We start from the raw sequence: 18,391 nt of genomic DNA, 5'->3' as shown, positions 1-18,391 counted from the left end.
GAAGCAAACCGGGTACAATCACAAGCTCTTCTTCTGCTCCAATACGCAAGCATGAAAATAGTCGCGCACCGGGGATACTGGCTCCAGGATCAGGAAAAAAACACACTGGCCGCCTTCGAGCGCGCACTGGCAGGCGGCTTCGGCATCGAGACCGATTTGCGCGACGCCGGCCGCCAGGTGGTGATTTCGCACGACATGCCGGGCGGCGCCGAAATGACGCTGGACGCCTTCCTGGCGCTGTGCGCGCGCTATCCGGCCGGACGGCCGCTGGCGCTCAACATCAAGGCCGACGGCCTGCAGGCGGCGGTGGCCGCCGCGCTGGCTGCACATGGCACCACCGACGCCTTCGTGTTCGACATGGCCGTACCCGATGCGCTCGGCTACCTGCAGCGCGGCTTGCCGACATACACCCGCCACAGTGAATACGAAACCGCGCCCTCGTTTATCGCGCGCGCCGCCGGCGTCTGGCTCGACGCCTTCCACGGTGAATGGTACGAAACCAGCCACATCACGCACTGGCTGGAGCAGGGCAAACAAGTCTGCATCGTCTCGCCCGAGCTGCACCGCCGTCCACACCTGGCGCTGTGGCAGCGCCTGCGCGACGCCGGCCTGCAGCACCACGACGCACTCAGCCTGTGCACCGATTTCCCCCAAGCCGCAAAGGATTTTTTCCGTGACCCAGATTAAAGCCATCATCTTCGATATGGATGGGGTGCTGATCGACGCCAAGGAATGGCACTTCGAGGCGCTCAACCGCGCCTTGACGCTGTTCGGCATGGCCATCAGCCGCTACGACCACCTGGTCACCTACGACGGCTTGCCGACCAAGACCAAGCTGCGCATGCTGTCGATGGAGCGCGGCCTGCCCGAGGCGCTGCACGGCTTCATCAACGAGATGAAGCAGATCTACACGATGGAAGTGATCTACGCCAAGTGCAAGCCGGTGTTCCAGCACCAGTTCGCGCTGTCGCGCCTGAAGGCCGAGGGCTACCGCATGGCGGTGTGCTCGAACTCGATCCGCAACACCATCGCCATGATGCTCGAGCGCGCCGAGCTGCTGCCCTTCCTCGACTTCTTCCTGTCCAACGAAGACGTGACCGCGCCCAAGCCGGCGCCGGACATGTACCTGAAAGCCATCGAGCGCATGGGCCTGCGACCGGATGAGTGCCTGATCGTCGAGGACAACCCGAACGGCATCAAGGCGGCACGCGATTCCGGCGCCCACGTGCTGTGCGTGCACGACGTGCGCGAAGTGAACTACGCCAACATCACGCAAACCATCGCCGGGCTGGAGGCCAAGCATGCTTAACATTATCGTGCCTTTGAGCGTGCCGTCGATGTTCTTCGAGGGCGCCGACTTCCCGTTCCCGAAACCGCTGATCGAGATCGCCGGCAAGCCGATGATCCAGTACCTGATCGAGAACCTGGGCGGCATCCGCGAAGACAAGCGCTTCATCTTCATCCTGCGCGACGAAGACTGCACCCGCTACCACCTCGACAGCACAGTGCGCCTGCTGGCCGGCCCGGACAGTGTCATCATCCGCCTGATGCACCCGACCCAGGGCGCCGCCTGCAGCGCGCTGCTGGCGATCGACTACATCGGCGCCGACGAGCCGCTGCTGATCACCAATGCCGACCAGGTGTTCGACCTCGACCTGAACGCCTACCTGGACCAGTTCCGCGCCCGTGGCAGCGACGCCGGCACCCTGACCTTCGACTCGGTGCACCCGCGCTGGTCGTATGCGCGACTGGAAAACGGCGACGACATCATCGAGACCGCCGAGAAGCACCCGGTCAGCCGCCACGCCATCGCCGGCTTCTACTATTTCGCGCGCGGCGCCGATTTCGTGCTGGCGGCCCAGCATTCGATCCGCAAGAACACCAGCGTCGACGAGGTGTTCTACATCGCGCCGGTGCTCAACGAGCTGATCCTGCTGAACCGCAAGCTGACCGCCCTGTCGATACCCAACGCGGCCTACCACACCTTCTATTCGCCGAAGAAAATCGAGGAATACGAAGCCGCGCTGCACCGCCAACCTAACCGTACCGAACCATGAGCAAAGCACTGACAGTAGCCTATATCCGCGCCTTTGACGCGCGCGACCTGGACGCCGTGGGCGCCCTGCTGACCGACGATTTTTCGCTGGAAGACCCGGTGGTCAAGCGCATCGAAGGCAAGAGCGCCGCGCTGGCCATGATGAAAGGCATGTTCGAGGGCTGCCAGGCGCTGTCCTTCCGCGCCAAAAACATCTACGTCGACGGCGCCACCACCGTGATCGAATTCACGCTCGACATCGACAGCATCCACCTGGAAGGGGTCGACATCATCGAATGGCAGGGCGACCAGATGCGCGCGCTGCGCGCCTACCTCGACATTCCCAAAGGCTGAACATGGACCGCTACAAACTCGGGGACATGACGCGCGGCTGGTTCGTCGGCGATTTCACGCCGACCGCGCTGGCCACCCGCGCCGCCGAAGTCGGCATCAAACACTACCGCGCCGGCGACCGCGAGGCGCGCCACTACCACAAGATCGCGCAGGAAATCACCGTGATCCAGAGCGGCCGGGTGCAGATGAACGGCATTGAATACGCCAGCGGCGACATCATCGTCATCCACCCGATGGAGTCGACCGACTTCGTGGTGCTGGAAGACACGGTCACCGTGGTGGTCAAGGTGCCCGGCGCGGTGGACGACAAATACCTGGGGGAACCATGAGCGGCATGATCCATATCGTCGTACCGATGGCCGGCCACGGCAGCCGCTTCGCCAATGCCGGCTACACCGATCCCAAGCCGCTGATCCCGATCAACGGCCGGCCGATGATCGAAGTGGTGATCGACAACCTGCGCCCGAGCCAGCCGCACCGCTTCATCTTCGTGTGCCAGCAGGCCCACCTCGACCAGTACGGCCTCGGCGCCCGCTTGCAGGAAATCTCGCCCGGCTGCGCCGTGGTGCCGGTGTCGCAAGTAACCGAAGGCGCGGCCTGCACCGTGCTGCTGACGCGCGAACTGATCGACAACGCCACGCCGCTGATGATCGCCAACTGCGACCAGTACATCGACATCAAGATCGACGACTACCTGGCGCAGATGGCAGCACAGCAGCTCGACGGCCTGATCATGACCATGAGCGCCAACCATCCGAAATGGTCGTACGTGCGCTTTGGCGCGGACGGCGCGATCGTGGAAGTGGTGGAAAAACAGGTGGTCTCGGACGAGGCCACGGTGGGCATCTACAACTACGCGCGCGGCAGCGATTTCGTCGCCGCCGCCGACGCCATGATTGCCGCCAACGAGCGCGTCAACGGCGAGTTCTACGTGGCGCCCGCCTACAACGCGATGATCGCCAAGGGCAGCAAGCTCGGCTACTACAACATCGGCAGCGACCGCGCCGGCATGTACGGCCTGGGCGTGCCGGAAGACCTCGACTTCTTTCTGGCCAATCTGCCGTACTAACGCCGCCGGACCAGGCCGCGCGGCCGTCAGGCCGCCTTCGGCGGCAGCGGCGCGTTGCCGGTGGCTTCCGGCGGGATGCGCGCGATCAAGTCTTCAACCCGCAGGCCTGCCGGGATCACCACCGCCGTATCAAAGGCCAGCTTGTCCAGGAAGCCGGGGTCGATATCCTGGTGAAAATAGCGCGGCACGCCGCGCCACAGCAGGGTGTCGTACAGCTGCCGGCTCATGCACACGATCTGTCCCACCAGGCCCTGCTGCTGCAGCAGCAGGTAACTCAGCATGTGGTCGATATGCGACGACACGTGGTAGGCGGCGCCGCTCACGCTGCGCTGGAACATGCCCTCGTACAGCGTGGCCATCACGCCGCTCTCGCCCAGCAGCAGGAAGTCGGGCGTCGACATCATATTGGTGACGTTGCAGTATTCGATCATCAGGTCGCCCGAGCCGGGCGCGATGCGCGTCAGGTGGGCGTCGATCAGGCGCTGGTTCAGGGTGACGTCGGCACGCACGCGGAACACCAGCGCATGGTCGCCCAGCTCGGCGCGGATCAGCCGCAGGCCTTGCAGGGCCGCATAGTAGAGCTTGTCCTTGTTGTTGCCGATGGTATTGCCGAAGTAACTGCTTTCCGTGTTCAGCTGGTGCTGGTCCGAGACCACCAGGTAGTCGAACAGCTCGCGGTTGGCGTTCAGCCATTCCTCGTCTTCGAGCCAGCCGCTGTAGACGATCTTGTAGCCCAGCGCGCGGTAGACGCGCGCCATCTGCGTGATGCAGTAGCGTGCGTCGTATTCATTGGGCGGGTAAAACATCTCCGGATACAGCGGGCGCGACGGAAACTGGGTAGGCCCCTGCATCAACAATACTTTTTCTGCCGCCATGACACGTACTCCGCAATCGATGAAGCTTCAAGTATAACAAAGGTTCCCTACGGCAAGGGCCGGGGAACCCTGCTTTCAAAATGACAGATTTTTGGCTTTGTATAAAAATTCGTACTCATCCATGAGCGGATTGCAGGCTTTGCCCCAGATGGCCGGCGCCCGCGAAATCAGTTCGAATTTTTCATAATCAATCGCGAATTCATCGGCCTTGGTGCTGCCGACGGTGGTGTGATTGATGTGATAAATGAACTTGGAGGAGATCCGGTTAAAATGCGCCAGGTAATTCGTCACCGTGGCCATCGGCATTTCTGACAGGCTGTAGGAATTAAAGCAGAGGTCGATCGCATTATCTTTGATTTCCTCGATCGCAAAATTGGGCAAGATCACCGCGTCATATTGGCTCAGGTCGTCCGTTGCCAGATCGACTTCACCGTACAGCGCGATTTTTTTATCCGGGCATCCGCTGAGCAGGAAAAACGCGGCCAGGGCCATATTTTCCGGCAAATCCATGTCGATGTAGGTCAGATCGGGATTGTCGCGCACCAGGAAATAGGCCATGCCGCCGAATCCGCCGCCAATTTCCAGCGCAAACCGATGGCTGTTGCTGCGGGTCAGGCGACCGATCATGGTGGCGTAGTAATGCTGGTAGTCGCAGCCTGCGCGATAGAAATTACCATCAATAAAGCAGCCGTAAGGATTGCCCACATCCGGCGCATTGAGCACGGTAATTGGCATGGTCTTGCCGATCGAGGTCAGCCAGGTGCCGAAACGGTGCATCAAATCTTCCAGATATTTGCCCCGGTTCTCATCCGAAATATGACCGGAAAAATAATCCGTGAACATATTCACGGGCATGCCGTGCAGGCCGACGCTGCAGGGCTCCCGGAAAAAATTGCTGTAGATTTTAGCGACAGCAGCCTCATCTTCGCTGGACAGGGCCGCCATGATTTCCTTCATGTAGCCTTGGTAAATCGGCAGCCACATATAGCCGACTTGATACTCGTCGCGGGCATCTTTTTGCACTGCCTTGGCCAGGTTGTAAGCCTTGATGATGCGTTTGATGTGATCGTAATTGACTTCCATCTTACGATCAGCGAAACCGTCGTCCATCGTTAACAGCATATTTTTTCCCCGTGTTTGTGGATATTGGAAGCGTATTTATGGGTGCTGCAATTTTTGCAAAACGACATCGACATTATCAGATGTCAATTCTTGATACAAGGCTTCCCGGTTTTTCAAAATCGTTTCATCGCTCAGGCTGGAAAAGTCGAAATCCAGCAGCCGGTCGATCACCGCCTGGTCGAAGCGATACTTGATCAGCCTGGCCGGATTCCCGCCAACGATGCTGTACGGCGCTACGTCCTTGGTCACCATGCTGCCGGCTGCAATAATAGCGCCCTGGCCGATGGTAACGCCGGACAAAATCGTGGAGTTGTAGCCGATCCACACATCGTCCTCGACCACAATCGGGCCCTTGGATCCAGCCTCCAGGGTGGCAAAGTACTTGGTTGCGAATGGGAAGGTCGATAGCCCTTGATACGGATGATTCCCGCCCAACAGGAATTTGACGTCATCGGCGATGGAAACAAAATTACCGATCGTCAAACTCTCGCCAGCGCCGCCGAACAGCCATAATTCCAGGCCGCCATACGATCGCCGGCCCGCCTTCACTTTATTGAAATCGACAAAACCGTGCCAGCGGGTAATGCTCACTTCATTATGCGCATTCAGGTGCCGCCAATGGTCGGCAATCTCCATATTGCGCACCTGGACCGGATCGGGGGCTGGTGGCGCACTGGCGACGGCTGGGGCGCTGGCGGCTGGCGCCGCAGCCGGTTCGGCCAGCAGCAGGCCTTCAATCGCCTGGTAAAAATAGTCATCGTGCAGATAGTCCTGCATATGCACGAAGAAGCCATTCTTGTGGAAGCCGTTGGTTTTGTCGAAATAATAGGGGATGATGTGGTTGATTAAGATCAACCTCTTTTCCCGCTGATAGGTTTCTTCCCGCAACAGGCCCATCGCCATATATTTCTTCAAAAACGCCAGGTAATTCTTGCCGAAAACCTCGGCGATATTGTATCCACCCTTTTTGCCGATCGGCAGGCCGATGAAGTAGACGCCATAAAACACGATGGCGCGCTTACCGGTCTCCATCAAGCGCAGCAAAATATCGGTCTGGATCAGCTGGGTCTTGGCGCTGGCGGTGAAATCGGGAATCGCGCGGAACTCGTCGCGCCAGATGCAGAAGCCACCCATCCAGGTGGTGAAATACGATGCCGCCTGGACGAATTCGTCGAGGTTGTTGCACGTCGTCAGTTGCACACCGTGGACGTTATTGTTTCCGTTGGTGAAAAAGAGGATGGGCTTTTCAGCCTCGGTGGCCTTGATGACCTTCACCAGCTCGGCCAGCGAGCCATCGCGCATGGTCAGATTATCATTCTGCAGCTTCAGGCAAATGCCCTCGCCCCGGGCCAGGACCCGCTCCAGATTGAGTTCGGTGCCCAGGTTAGTTTCGTTCTTGAAGTATTTAACTTTGCCCGGGAACCGCTGTTCAAATTCTTGCCCGACAACCTGGGTATCATCGGTCGACACATTGTCCGAAATGATGACTTCAATTTCATCCGTATTGATAAACGCATCCTGGCAGGTGATGCTTTCCAGCGTCTGCCTTAAGAAGCGGTCACGATTGTAGGTCGGGATGCAAATTGATAAATAAACGCCTGTCGCACTCATGGAAGATCACCCGTAATAAATTGAATCACACAGCCTTGGCGCGCCGCTGCACCTGTCCCAGGCGGCCTGCCGCGTTCAATGCCGCCTGGCTGCCGACCATCGCGCACACATCGGTCGCCAGGCCGCCTGGCAGCACGGCGCCGGCGCGTCCTGCCGGCGACAGGGCCTCCATCATCCAGGAGCCAAAGCCGCCATCGATCAGATGGTCTTCCAGCGTGATAATTTCATCGAAATTCGCGCTGGACGCAGCCTGCAAGGGCTTGCTGCGCTGTCCCCACAGTGGCAAGGAATGGACCGCGCAATCCTGGAACGCTTCCTGTCCCGCCATCTGCATGCCGAGCTCCAGCGTCGAACCGGTGGTCAAGATGGTCGCGCTGCCGGAGCCGGCGCGCGCGGTCAGCCACTTGCCGGGCGCTATCTCTGGGACCTCGCTGTGGAAACATGGTTCGCCAGCCTTGCCCAGCCGCAGATAGGACGGCTGCGGATGCTTCACCAGGTAGCGCAGGCAGGCCCGCACTTCCATTGGATCGCCGGGCGCGGCAATCAACATATTGGGCATGGAGCGGAGCAAGGCATAGTCCTGCACCGCATGGTGGGAATAACCCAGCGCGCCATACGCCAGCCCGCCGCCCACCGCCACCACCGTCACCGGCAGTTGGTGGTAATCGATGTCGTTGCGGATTTGCTCGGCGCAACGGAAGGTCGGGAAGTTGGCGATCGAATAGGTGAACACGTGATAGCCCTCGGACGCCATGCCCGCCGCCAGGCCGGTCATGTTTTGTTCGGCCACGCCGGCGTTGATGAAGCGGTCGGGAAAGCGGTCGGCAAAGGGCTCGATCACGGAATAGCCAAGGTCGCCAACGACCAGCGCAATGTGGTCATGGGCCGTCGCCAGCGCCACCAGTTCGTCAATAAACGCATTTCTCATGATGTCGGTCCGATTTCATTCAGGGCCTCTGCCAGCTGGCTGGCATTCGGGCTCTTGTAGTGCCACTCGACCTTGTTTTCCATAAAGCTGACGCCTTTGCCTTTGGTGGTGTGCGCGATCAGCATGCTCGGCTTGCCGGCTTCCCAAGGCACAGTGTTCAAGGCCGCCGCCAGGGCGGCATGGTCATGGCCGTCGATTTCGCGCACGGCCCAGCCGAACGCCGTGAATTTGTCCACCAGCGGTTCGAGCCGCAAGGTGCTTTCATTGGTGCCCAGGCTTTGCAGCTTGTTGTAATCGATAATGGCGACCAGGTTATCGAGGCGGTGATGGGCGGCGAACATGATCGCTTCCCAATTGCTGCCCTCATCGAGTTCGCCGTCGCTCAGCAAGACAAAGGTGCGCCACGCCGCCGCGCGCCGTTTCGCCGCCAGCGCTTTGCCGACGCCGAATGGCAGCCCATGTCCCAGCGAGCCGGTGGAAAACTCCACCCCGGGCACCTTGTGGCTGATGTGCGACATCAGCCGGGAGCCATCCTGGGCATAGTGTTCCAACTCCTCCAGCGGCAGGAAGTTGCGCAGGGCCAGCGCCGCATACACGCTGGTACAGCAGTGCCCCTTGCTGAGGATGAAGCGATCGCGCGACGGCCATCGTGGATCCTCGGGCTGCACCTGCAGTACTTCGCCATACAGCACCGCCACGATATCGGCGATGGACAGTGCGCCGCCGATGTGCGACGCCTTGGCCCGGGTCACCATCTGCAAGGCGGTGGCCCTGATTTGCCGGGCAAAATTGAGGGTATTCATAGATTTCCGTGAGATCACAAGATCGGCGCTGGGGCGCCGCTTCTGTTGCGTTCGAATGCCACCGTCGCGGCAATGCCGGCGGACAGGTCGACTGTGGGCCGCCAGCCAGTCTGCGTGGTCAATTTACTGGTGTCCGCCTCCAGGTGCATGACCTGGTCGGGCCGGTAGGGAACGGCGCCATATTCAGGCGTCAGGTCCGACGCCAGCACGCTGCGTATCGCCTCGACATAATCGACCAGCGGCCGCGCCGAGCCCGAACCGAGATTAAATACGCCGGAAGCAGCGCTGTCGATCACCGCCACCACCGCACGCGCCGCATCGGCAACATACAGGTAGTCCCATTGCTGCTCGCATTTGGTCAGGGTCGGCTTGCGGCCGGCCAGGAACTCCTGGGTCACGAAGGGAATGAACCAGCCCGGCGCATCGCCCGGGCCATAGGTGGAGAATACCCGCAGCCATGCCCCTTGGATACCACGCGCCTCGCACAGCGCGAGCGCGGCGATGCCTGCGGCCAGTTTGGCTTTGCCGTACAGCGTGGTGGGCAGCAAGGCCGCGTCTTCATTCAGGCGCCGGTTCTGGTTGCCATACTCGGCCTGCGAACCCAGCCCGACCCACTGCCGGCAGCCGATCGCCGCAGCCAGGTCGACCGCATCCAGCGTCAGCGCCAGATTGTCCTTGACCTGAAAGGCGGCGTTGCGGTCCTGGCCACCGACGCCTTGCCATGCGCAATGAATAAAAGCGTCGGGCTTGGCCGCGCTCAGGGCGGCTATCGTTTCGGCTGAATGCAGCGCGCTATAGCGGACTATCGTGACAGCGGACAAGCCATTCAGGCGGGTCAGGTCTGAATCCTGGCGTACCAGCACCGTGACGTGGTTGCCGGCAGCCAGCAGTTCACGCACGATGGCAGCGCCAATAAACCCGGTCCCGCCTGTGATGACGACATTACGCACCATGCTTCATTGACTCCCGGCCAGGACGTCCAGCAAGGAATAGAACTGGCTTGGCTTATAGCCCAACGGAATCAATTCCTTTTGAATCTCGGCCATATAGCCATAGCTGAACACCAGGATGGCGTCCACCGGGTGCGCCGCCAGGTACGCGATATCGACCAGCGGCATATGCGATTTCGGCACCAGCAAGCCCACTTGCTTGGGCTTGCGATCGACCAGGAACTCCAGCTTGCCGGCATTGGCGACGGCGGCCAGCGTCATCACGCCACGCCCGCCGGCGCCATAGCCCGCCAGCTTTTTGCCCTCAGCGGTGGACTTGGCGATGAAGGCCTCCAGGTGGGCGATGCCGGTGGCGATCTGCTGGCCGGTCTCGGCATAAAAGCCCAGGTCCTGGAATTTTTTCGGCGTGCGCGGCAGCACGGCCTGCTTGGCCCGCTCCGAGGTCTTGGGCGTGGCCACGATGATCAAGGAATTGGCGCGGCGGTCTTCATCGGGCACCAGGTCGAAATCGATGATGGTGTAGCCTTCGCGCTCGAACAGGGTGTGCGCGGTCTGCTCCGTCAGGTAGATCGAATGCTCGTGTTCAAACAGGCAGTATTCCTGACGGTCGATGATTTTTTCCAGGTCGTGGATTTCGATCACCAGCAAGCCGTCCTGCGGATTGAGCAAGCGCCGGCAGCTGGCCAGGAAAGGCTGTGGCTTGGGCAGGTGGTCAAAGGTGTACGACAGCATGATCACATCGATGCTTTGGAAATCGGCTGGCAAGGCACTCACCGAATTTTCATCGAACAGTCCCTGGATGCTTGGGATGCCTTTCTCTGCGGCGACCTTGCACAGCATCGAAGACGGTTCATAGCCCAGCACGCTGCAACCGGTCTTTTTGAATGCCAGCAGCTGTTCACCATCACCGGAACCAATTTCCAGCACCTTGACGCCCTGCTTGCCCGGATAGTATTTGGACTGCAAGTTCTCCGCCAGCAGGCGCATGAAGACGCTCGCCTTGCCGGAAGCGCCGACCGAATATTGATAGTCCTCGTAGTAGTCGCCGACGTCGACATTGTGCTGGGTCTGCGCGGTCAGGCAGTCACGGCAGATATACACCGGAATATCGGCGCAGAATTCGCTGCCCTTGTGCTCCGGCTTAACGAAATCGTCGGTGAAAGGCATGGCAGAAAAGTTCAGGAACTGCTGCAAATGCGTGCCACCGCAGGCGCGACACTGGTCAATACGGGTGATGGTCGGAGCACTCATGGTTCGATCGCTTTTCGTGTGGTTATTGGTTTTGATAGTGACGGAGTTGCTGCTGCGTGAAAGTGCGCATATCGGCGCCGGCCTTGTGCGCCTTGGCCCATTCGGTGGTCAGGCGCAGGGCGTCTGACAAGTGCAGGCGCGGCTGCCAGCCCAGGTGGTTGCGGGCCTTGGAAATGTCCAGCTTCAGGTAATTCGCTTCGTGCGGCGTGTTGCCCTTGACCTGATGCCAGGCCGCGCCCTCGCCCCACAGCCGCGTCATTTCTTCCGCAATCCAGCCGACCGGTTTGCAGTCGATATCCTCCGGGCCGATATTCCATGCCTGGGCAAAACGCGGCCCGGCCTCGCACAGCTTTTCGGCCAGCATCAGGTAGGCGCGCAAAGGCTCCATGACGTGCTGCCACGGCCGGATCGACGCGACATTCTGGATCTGCACCGGCGCCGAGCGGCTGAAGGCCGAGACGATATCGGGCACCAGCCGGTTGGCCGCCCAGTCGCCGCCGCCAATGACGTTGCCGGCACGCGCGCTGGCGACCGCCACGCCATGCCTGGCATAGTCGTCGGGATTGAAGAACGAAGAGCGATACGAGGCGGTCACCAGCTCCGAGCAGCCCTTGCTGCTGCTGTACGGATCATAGCCGCCCATCGGTTCGTCTTCGCGATAGCCCCAGTCCCACTCGCGGTTTTCGTAGCACTTGTCGGTGGTGACGTTAAGCACCGCCTTGACGCTGCCGGTCTGGCGCACGGCCTCGAACAGATGCACGGTGCCCATGACGTTGGTCGAATAGGTCTCGACCGGATGCTCATAGGAATACCGCACCAGGGGCTGCGCCGCCAGGTGCAGCACGATCTCCGGCTGGCTGGCGGCCATCGCCGCCTGCAGGCCGCCCAGGTCGCGGATATCGCCGATGACGCTGTGCATGCCTTGTGCCACATTGGCGATCTCAAACAGGCTGGGCTGCGTCGGCGGCGCCAGCGCATAGCCGGTCACCTGTGCGCCGAGTTCCTGCAGCCACAGCGACAGCCAGCTGCCCTTGAAGCCGGTATGGCCGGTCAGGAAGACGCGCTTGCCCTGCCAAAATCCCGGTGTCATTTCCAGACCTTCCAAGGCGCATTGCCGGATTGCCACAAGCCTTCCAGATAAGTCTGGTCGCGCTGGGTGTCCATCGGCTGCCAGAAATCGCCGTGGAAAAAGGCATGCAACTGGCTGTCACTGGCCAGGGTCTGCAACGGGTCGCGTTCCCAGATGGTGGTGTCATCCTCGATCAAGTCGATGACCTTGGGCGACAGCACAAAGAAGCCGCCGTTGATCCAGCCGCCCTCGCCCGGAGGCTTTTCCTGGAAGCTGTTCACCTGGGTGCCGGCGATTTCCAGCACGCCAAAGCGTCCCGGCGGCTGCACGGCGGTCAGGCTCGCCAGTTTGCCGTGTTCTTTGTGGAATTTGACCAGTGCCGAGATATCCACGTTGCTGACGCCGTCGCCGTAGGTCAGGCAAAACGCTTCCTCGTCGGCGAGGTAGGGCGCGACGCGTTTCAGGCGCCCGCCCGTCATGGTGTGCTCGCCGGTATCGATCAGGGTCACCTTCCACGGCTCCGAATAGCGCGAATGGACTTCCATCGAATTATTCTGCATGTCGAAAGTGATGTCCGAGGTATGCAAAAAATAATTCGAAAAATATTCCTTGATGACGTAAGCCTTGTAGCCGCAGCAGATCACGAAATCATTGATGCCGTGGGCGGAATACATCTTCATGATGTGCCACAGAATCGGCAATCCGCCGATACGCACCATCGGTTTGGGGATCAGATTGGTCTCTTCGCTGAGCCTGGTGCCAAACCCACCGGCAAAAATCACTGCTTTCATCGTGCTCGTCCATTCATTGGCTATTAACTTATTGTTTTACCCGCTGCGCTGGCGCTCCGACCTATTATACGCAGCGGCCCGGGCCATCAGGGTTCACGTATTGCTTCGTCCAGCGCCCGCGTCAGCGGGAACAACAGGTAAGACATGACGGTGCGGTGGCCGACCACCACTTCGGCCGTGACCGTCATTCCGGGCAGCAGGCGCGCGCCCGGGGTCAGCTTGCGCAGCTTGCCGCTGTAGGGAATGCGGCTCAGGTAGTACTGGTCCAGCCCGCTACCGCCCTTTTCGGCGGTGTCGCGCTTGAACGAATCCTGGCTGATGAAGCGCACTTTGCCTTCCAGCATGCCGTGCTCCTGGAAGTTGAAGGCGTCGACCTTGAGGTGCACCGCCGCGCCCTGCTTGATGAAGCCGACGTCCATCGAATCGATCTGCACTTCGGCCTCCAGTTCGGCGCCCAGCGGCACCAGCGTGAACAGCGGCTCGGCTTCGCGCACGATGGAGCCGACCGACAGCTTGCCGATCTCCAGCACCACGCCGTCGGCCGGCGCCACCATCTGCACCATCTGGTGCCGCTTGTCGGCCTTGGCCAGCTGCTCGCTGATGCCGTTGCGCTCGCGGCTGGCGTTGAGCAAGTCTTCCATCGACTTCTGGCGCCAGTTCTTGTCGAAGGCGGCGCGCTCGGATTCGGCCGAGGCCAGCTCGCGCGCCATCTCGACCGCCTTGTTGCGCTGCATGTCCATGTCGCGCTCGACCGAGAGGCGGCGGTCGCGCGCTTCCAGCAAGTGCATCTTGGCGCCGAACTGTTCGGCCATCAGCTGCTCTTGCATGGCTTCCACTTCGCGCAGCGATTTCACGCGCTGGGCCAGGATCACCTGGTCGTGCTGGTTGGTCTCCAGCCCGGCCTTGAGGCGGGCGATGTTCTGGTCCATCTTGGCCAGCTGCGCCTGGTAGTTGGCGCGACGTTCGGCCGACAGCTGCGCCTGCAATTTGGCGTCGTCGCTGCCGCCCTTGCTGCTGGCGACGCCGGCCTGGCCGGCCAGCTCGGCGCGCAGGCCGGCCGCCTGGGTGTCGAGCGAATCGAGACGCACCCGCAGCTGGGTTTCGTCGGCGGCGGTAAAGGTCGGGTCCAGCGTGGCCAGCACCTGGCCTTTTTTGACGATCTGGCCGACCCGCACGTCGATGCTCTGGATGATGGAGGTGTCGAGCGGCTGCACCACGATATTCGGCAGCGGATTGACCAGCTTGCCGTGGGCGACCACGATCTTCTCCACCGGCGACACGCAGGCCCACACCACGAAGCAAGCAAAGGCCAGCAACAGGGTGTGCAGCGTCACGCGCACCGAGCGCGGCAGCGGACCGCGCTCGATGGCGTCGGCGTCCGGCAGGAAGCCGATCTCGGTCTGGTCCTTCTTGCCGGGCTTGGCGGTTACAGGTGGCTTGTTTGCTGGTTCCATAAGTGCTGGTAGGTTTCGCTACGGGTAAGCAGTTCTTCGTGACGGCCGGCATCGACCAGGGAGCCTTGCTGCATGACCATGATCTTGTCGGAGTTCACCAGGGTCGACAGGCGGTGCGAAATCATCACCACCGTGCGGCCCACCGCGATCTTGGACAGGTTGTTGATGAAGATGGCTTCCGATTCCGGGTCCAGCGCCGAGGCGGCTTCATCGAGGATCAGGATCCGCGGCCTGGAAACCAGGGTGCGCGCGATCGACAGGCGCTGCTTCTGGCCGCCCGACAGGTTGGACGCGTTCTCTTCCAGCACCGTGTCATAGCCCTGCGGCAGGCGTTCGATGAATTCGTCGGCGCCGGCCGCTTGCGCGGCAGCCACCAGTTCCTCGAAAGTGGCGTCGGGCTTGGTCACCGACAAGTTCTCGCGCACCGTGCCGCGGAACAGGAAATTCTCCTGCAGCACCACGCCGATCTGGCGCCGCAGGTGCGACAGCTCGATCTCGCGCGCGTCGATGCCGTCAAAGCGCACCAGGCCTTCCTGCAGCGGATAGAGGCCCTGGATCAGCTTGGTCAGGGTGGTCTTGCCGGAACCGGAGCGGCCAACGATGCCCACCACCGTGCCCTGCTCGATGGTAAACGAGGCCTTGTTCAACGCCATGTTCTGCGAGCCCGGATAGCGGAACACCACATTGTCGAACTTGATCTCGCCCTGCAGCACCGGCCGCAGGCCGTTGGCGCCGGGACGGCCTTCCGGCGCGCGGTTCATCACCTCGCCCAGCATCTTCACCGACAGCGCGGTTTCCTGGTATTCGTTGACCAGGCCGACGATCGAAATCAGGGGCTGGGTGACGCGGCCCGACAACATCTGGAAGCCGATCAGCGCGCCCACCGTCAGCGTGCCGTCGAACACCTGGGCGGCGCCGACGATGATGATGGTGACCGGCAGCAGCTTGCCGAGGAAGTCGGTGACCGAGTTGCCGGCGATCGAAATCTGGCCGACCCGGAAGTGCATGGTGATGGCCTCGGCCGAGCGCTGGTCCCAGACCCGGCGCTGCGACGGCTCGATCGCCAGCGCCTTGACCGTGCGCATGCCGTGGATCACTTCCACCAGCATGCCCTGGCGCTGGCCCTCGGCCGCGTACAGCGCATTGAGGCGGCGCTGGAAGGTCGGCACCATCGCCATCACAATGCCGCCGATCATGGCGGCAAACAGCAGCACGATCAGGGTCAGCTGGAACGAGTAGCTGAACAGGATCGGCACGAACACCACCAGCGCGATCAGGTCGAGGCCGGTCATGAACAGGCGCCCGGTCAGGAAGCTGCGGATTTTTTCCAGCTGCTGCATGTGGCGCGTGACCACGCCGGCGCTGGTGGTTTCAAAGAAGTCGATCGGCAACGACAGCAGGTGGGCAAACACGCGCCGCGTCAGCCGCATGTCGATCTTGTTGGAGGCGGCCAGGGTCAGGGTCTGGCGCAGGAAGCCGAAGGTGGAGTCGAACAGCAGCGCCATCACGATGCCCACGCCCAGCACCTGCAGCGTGGTCACGCTCTGGTGCGTCAGCACCTTGTCGATCACCAGCTGGAAGAAGATCGGCGAGGCCAGCGCCAGCAGCTGCATGGCGATGGCGGCAATGAAGATGTCGCGGAAGGCCGCCTTCTGCTTGAGGATCTCGGGGATGAACCAGCGCAGGCCGAACGGCTGGTTCGGGTCGCTCAGTTTATGCTGGCGTTTGACGTACACCACCTCGCCGCTCCAGCGACGCTCGAACTCGCTGCGCGCCACCATCACCACGGTGGCGTTGGCGGCGGCCGGATTAAGCACGGCCGCCTGCTCCTCGCCGCCCGCTTCAGCCGGGCGCACCCCCACCACGATCACCATATTGCCGTCGTTCAGGCGCGCCATCAGCGGGAACACGCCGTCCTGCGCCATCAGGCGCGCCCAGCCGATCTGGTCGACCTTGGCTTTCAGGCCGATGTCGGTGGCAATGCGCATCAACTCGCCGTTGCGGGGCTCTTCCGCGCGCAAGGCGTAATCGTCAATCAGGCGCTCGGGATTGATTTGCAGGCCGTGGTGCTGGGCAATCGCAGTCAGGCACTGGATCGCGGTATGGGGAAATTTATCGTGCATTGTGACGGGACAGATGCATGGTCGTACTTGGCAACATCGATGACCACCTTGTTGGTTGACCTGGGCAAAACTTGCAGCAGCGCACTATTGCGCCACCGTTGAATTCTACCTTAGCGGGCCGCTTCCCGGCGCATTTTCTGCGGCGGAACAAGCGCCGTTTACGCCCCCTGTTCAGCGCACCGCCGCCGCTGCCGACAAAAAAAAACGGCAAGACCGTCAGGTCTTGCCGTCCTTGTGCCGGAGCGGGCTCCGGCCTGGCGCTTAGCGCTTACCTGGCAGCCAGGATGCCTTGCCCGGCAGTGCCGCTATGCAGCGCTTTCAGGCGCAGCGTTTCCTCGCTGGTCGCCGTGCTGTTGGACACGCCCAGGTGCTCGTTGCTGTACTGGCCGATGGCACTGGCCAGCGCAGCGGCGTTGCTGCTGACGTTGCCCGGCACTTCCAGCTTGGCCGTACTGCTGACCGTGGCGCTGGCGCTGTACGCCGACAACGCCTGGCTCAGGCCACTGACCGAAGCGGTCAGCGTGCTGGCCTGCGCCGTCATCTGGAACCAGACGTCGGCCGCCTGGTGCGTGCTGCCGTCGCTGGTCTCGTAGGTCGAGGTGATGCCCACGATGTTGCCGTTGTTGAACGAGACATCCTGCTTGGCGTCGAGGTTGAGCTTGGTGATGCCAAGGTCGGCCAGCGACTTCAGCTCATCGGCCTGGCTGACGCCGTCGGCATTGCCGTCGACCCAGACCTGCAAGCTGCTGAAGGCCTGGTCCTTGCTGTCGATCGCGCCGTCGCCGTTGGTATCGAGCTCGTCCATCGCCTGGTAGCCGGTGGTGGCTTTCTGGCCGTTGGCCAGCGTGGTGCCGGAACCGAACAGCTCGCTACCGTCGTTGATCACGCCGTCGCCGTTGCGGTCCAGTACCAGCAGGCCGTCGCCGCCGCCGACCCAGCCGACCGCGCCTTTATGGCCGTCCGCCAGCAGGTCGAACTGCACTCCGGCCGCGATGCTCAGCGTCGAGATGCCGTTGCCGTTCAGGTCCAGCACGATCGGCGTGCCAAGCGGCGAGCTGAGCGCTTGAACCTGGTCGGTGGTCATGCCGGCCGAGCTCGAGATGGCGCACACCTGGCTGCTGGTCAGCGCGTGGAACTGATCGGTCGTCAGACTGCCGAGCTGGTCGGAAGTCAGGGTGTTGATGACGGCCGTGCGCAGGGCGATCAGATCGGCGGTTTCGATCGCGACCAGCTGGTTGGTGCTCATCGCACGCACTTGCGCGGTGCTCAGCACGGCCACCTGGCTGTTCTGCAGGCCAACGATCTGGTCGGTCGTCAGCGCCTGGATCTGGCTGGTCTTCAGCGCGGCGATGGACGCGGTTTTCAGCGCCGCCACATCTTCGGTGCCCAGCGCGGCGATGACATCGCTGCTCAGCGCGGCCACCTGTGCGGTGAGCAGCACGCTGGTCTGGCTCGAGGTCAGGGCAACGGCCTGGTCGGTGCTCAGGCCGGCGGCCAGCGCGGTCGTGGTCAGGGCGGCCACCTGGGCGGTGCTCAGGTTGCCGATCTGGTCGGTCGTCAGCGCGGCCAGCTGCGCCGTCTTCAGCGCGGCGATCAGGCCGGTTTTCAGCGCGGCCAGATCCGCAGTCTCGATGGCGGCGATGCCGTCGGTCGACAGGGCGCCGAACTGCACGGTGCTCAGGGCGTTGAACTGCGACGAACCGAGCGCCACCACCTGGCTGGTGCGCAGGCCGGCGGACAGGCTGGCGGTACTCAGGGCAGCGATCTGGCTGGTGCTCAGCACGCCGACCTGGTCGGTGGTCAGGGCGCCCAGCTGGTCGCTGTTGAGGACGGCGATGCCGAAGGTTTTCAGTGCCACCAAGTCGGCCGTTTCAATCGCGGCAATCGCCGAGGTGCCCAGCGCAGCGACTTGCTTGCTGCTCAGTACACCCACCTGGCCGGCGGTCAGGGCAACGA

General features: G+C 61.9%; 17 protein-coding genes and 1 pseudogene. 6 read left to right on the top strand and 12 right to left on the bottom strand.

The window, feature by feature from the left end; all coding sequences use genetic code 11:
• The first annotated feature begins 51 nt into the window (after positions 1–51).
• The 6 genes from BMZ70_RS29040 to BMZ70_RS26495 are packed head-to-tail and all read left to right on the top strand — an operon-like array spanning position 52 to position 3,458.
• Positions 52–687: a PI-PLC domain-containing protein gene (locus BMZ70_RS29040; protein ID WP_092281236.1), complete on the top strand. Its 636-nt coding sequence runs from the start codon at positions 52–54 to the stop codon at positions 685–687.
• Complete coding sequence (locus BMZ70_RS26515; RefSeq protein WP_092281234.1) at positions 674–1,309, top strand: HAD family hydrolase; 636 nt, start codon at positions 674–676, stop codon at positions 1,307–1,309. Before BMZ70_RS29040 ends, BMZ70_RS26515 begins: the two co-directional genes overlap by 14 nt.
• Positions 1,302–2,057, top strand: coding sequence for a glycosyltransferase family 2 protein (locus BMZ70_RS26510; protein WP_092281232.1), 756 nt, complete (start codon positions 1,302–1,304; stop codon positions 2,055–2,057). Before BMZ70_RS26515 ends, BMZ70_RS26510 begins: the two co-directional genes overlap by 8 nt.
• Positions 2,054–2,389, top strand: a complete 336-nt coding sequence (locus BMZ70_RS26505) for a nuclear transport factor 2 family protein (protein WP_092281230.1) — start codon at positions 2,054–2,056, stop codon at positions 2,387–2,389. Before BMZ70_RS26510 ends, BMZ70_RS26505 begins: the two co-directional genes overlap by 4 nt.
• Positions 2,390–2,391: 2 nt before the next feature.
• A complete protein-coding gene (locus BMZ70_RS26500; protein ID WP_092281228.1) occupies positions 2,392–2,718 on the top strand; it encodes a hypothetical protein in 327 nt (108 codons plus the stop codon).
• Positions 2,715–3,458 carry a glycosyltransferase family 2 protein gene (locus tag BMZ70_RS26495; protein WP_207231561.1) on the top strand — a complete coding sequence of 248 codons (744 nt, stop codon included), beginning with the start codon at positions 2,715–2,717 and terminating at the stop codon, positions 3,456–3,458. Before BMZ70_RS26500 ends, BMZ70_RS26495 begins: the two co-directional genes overlap by 4 nt.
• A gap of 26 nt (positions 3,459–3,484) precedes the next feature.
• On the opposite strand, the gene BMZ70_RS26490 is transcribed toward BMZ70_RS26495, so the two are convergent.
• The 12 genes and pseudogenes from BMZ70_RS26490 to BMZ70_RS28500 all read right to left on the bottom strand — a co-directional run.
• A complete protein-coding gene (locus BMZ70_RS26490; RefSeq protein WP_092281226.1) occupies positions 3,485–4,333 on the bottom strand; it encodes a hypothetical protein in 849 nt (282 codons plus the stop codon).
• Positions 4,334–4,408: 75 nt separating this feature from the next.
• Positions 4,409–5,068: a putative sugar O-methyltransferase gene (locus BMZ70_RS29375; protein WP_373922569.1), complete on the bottom strand. Its 660-nt coding sequence runs from the start codon at positions 5,066–5,068 to the stop codon at positions 4,409–4,411.
• 423 nt (positions 5,069–5,491) lie between these two features.
• On the bottom strand, positions 5,492–7,066 hold the full coding sequence (locus tag BMZ70_RS26480) for a glycosyltransferase (protein ID WP_092281222.1): 1,575 nt from the start codon (positions 7,064–7,066) through the stop codon (positions 5,492–5,494).
• Between the two features lie 25 nt (positions 7,067–7,091).
• Entirely contained in the window at positions 7,092–7,994 is a 903-nt protein-coding gene (locus tag BMZ70_RS26475; RefSeq protein ID WP_092281220.1) for a transketolase family protein, read from the bottom strand.
• Positions 7,991–8,797 carry a transketolase gene (locus BMZ70_RS26470; protein ID WP_092281218.1) on the bottom strand — a complete coding sequence of 269 codons (807 nt, stop codon included), beginning with the start codon at positions 8,795–8,797 and terminating at the stop codon, positions 7,991–7,993. Before BMZ70_RS26470 ends, BMZ70_RS26475 begins: the two co-directional genes overlap by 4 nt.
• 14 nt (positions 8,798–8,811) lie before the next feature.
• On the bottom strand, positions 8,812–9,750 hold the full coding sequence (locus tag BMZ70_RS26465) for an NAD-dependent epimerase/dehydratase family protein (protein WP_092281216.1): 939 nt from the start codon (positions 9,748–9,750) through the stop codon (positions 8,812–8,814).
• Between the two features lie 3 nt (positions 9,751–9,753).
• Positions 9,754–10,998 carry a class I SAM-dependent methyltransferase gene (locus tag BMZ70_RS26460; protein ID WP_092281214.1) on the bottom strand — a complete coding sequence of 415 codons (1,245 nt, stop codon included), beginning with the start codon at positions 10,996–10,998 and terminating at the stop codon, positions 9,754–9,756.
• 22 nt (positions 10,999–11,020) lie between these two features.
• Positions 11,021–12,088: a CDP-glucose 4,6-dehydratase gene (gene rfbG / locus BMZ70_RS26455; RefSeq protein ID WP_092281212.1), complete on the bottom strand. Its 1,068-nt coding sequence runs from the start codon at positions 12,086–12,088 to the stop codon at positions 11,021–11,023.
• Positions 12,085–12,858 carry a glucose-1-phosphate cytidylyltransferase gene (gene rfbF, locus BMZ70_RS26450; protein ID WP_092281210.1) on the bottom strand — a complete coding sequence of 258 codons (774 nt, stop codon included), beginning with the start codon at positions 12,856–12,858 and terminating at the stop codon, positions 12,085–12,087. Before rfbF ends, rfbG begins: the two co-directional genes overlap by 4 nt.
• An 86-nt stretch (positions 12,859–12,944) precedes the next feature.
• Positions 12,945–14,312, bottom strand: coding sequence for an HlyD family type I secretion periplasmic adaptor subunit (locus tag BMZ70_RS26445; protein WP_092281208.1), 1,368 nt, complete (start codon positions 14,310–14,312; stop codon positions 12,945–12,947).
• Positions 14,285–16,435, bottom strand: a complete 2,151-nt coding sequence (locus BMZ70_RS26440) for a peptidase domain-containing ABC transporter (RefSeq protein WP_092281206.1) — start codon at positions 16,433–16,435, stop codon at positions 14,285–14,287. The genes BMZ70_RS26445 and BMZ70_RS26440 overlap by 28 nt, the downstream gene beginning before the upstream one ends.
• 268 nt (positions 16,436–16,703) lie before the next feature.
• Positions 16,704–18,391 (bottom strand): annotated as a pseudogene (locus BMZ70_RS28500) (heme utilization protein); the annotation flags it as partial.

Source organism: Duganella sp. CF402 (genome assembly GCF_900109645.1).
Lineage (GTDB): Bacteria > Pseudomonadota > Gammaproteobacteria > Burkholderiales > Burkholderiaceae_D > Rugamonas.
This window is presented reverse-complemented; position numbering and strand designations above follow the sequence as displayed.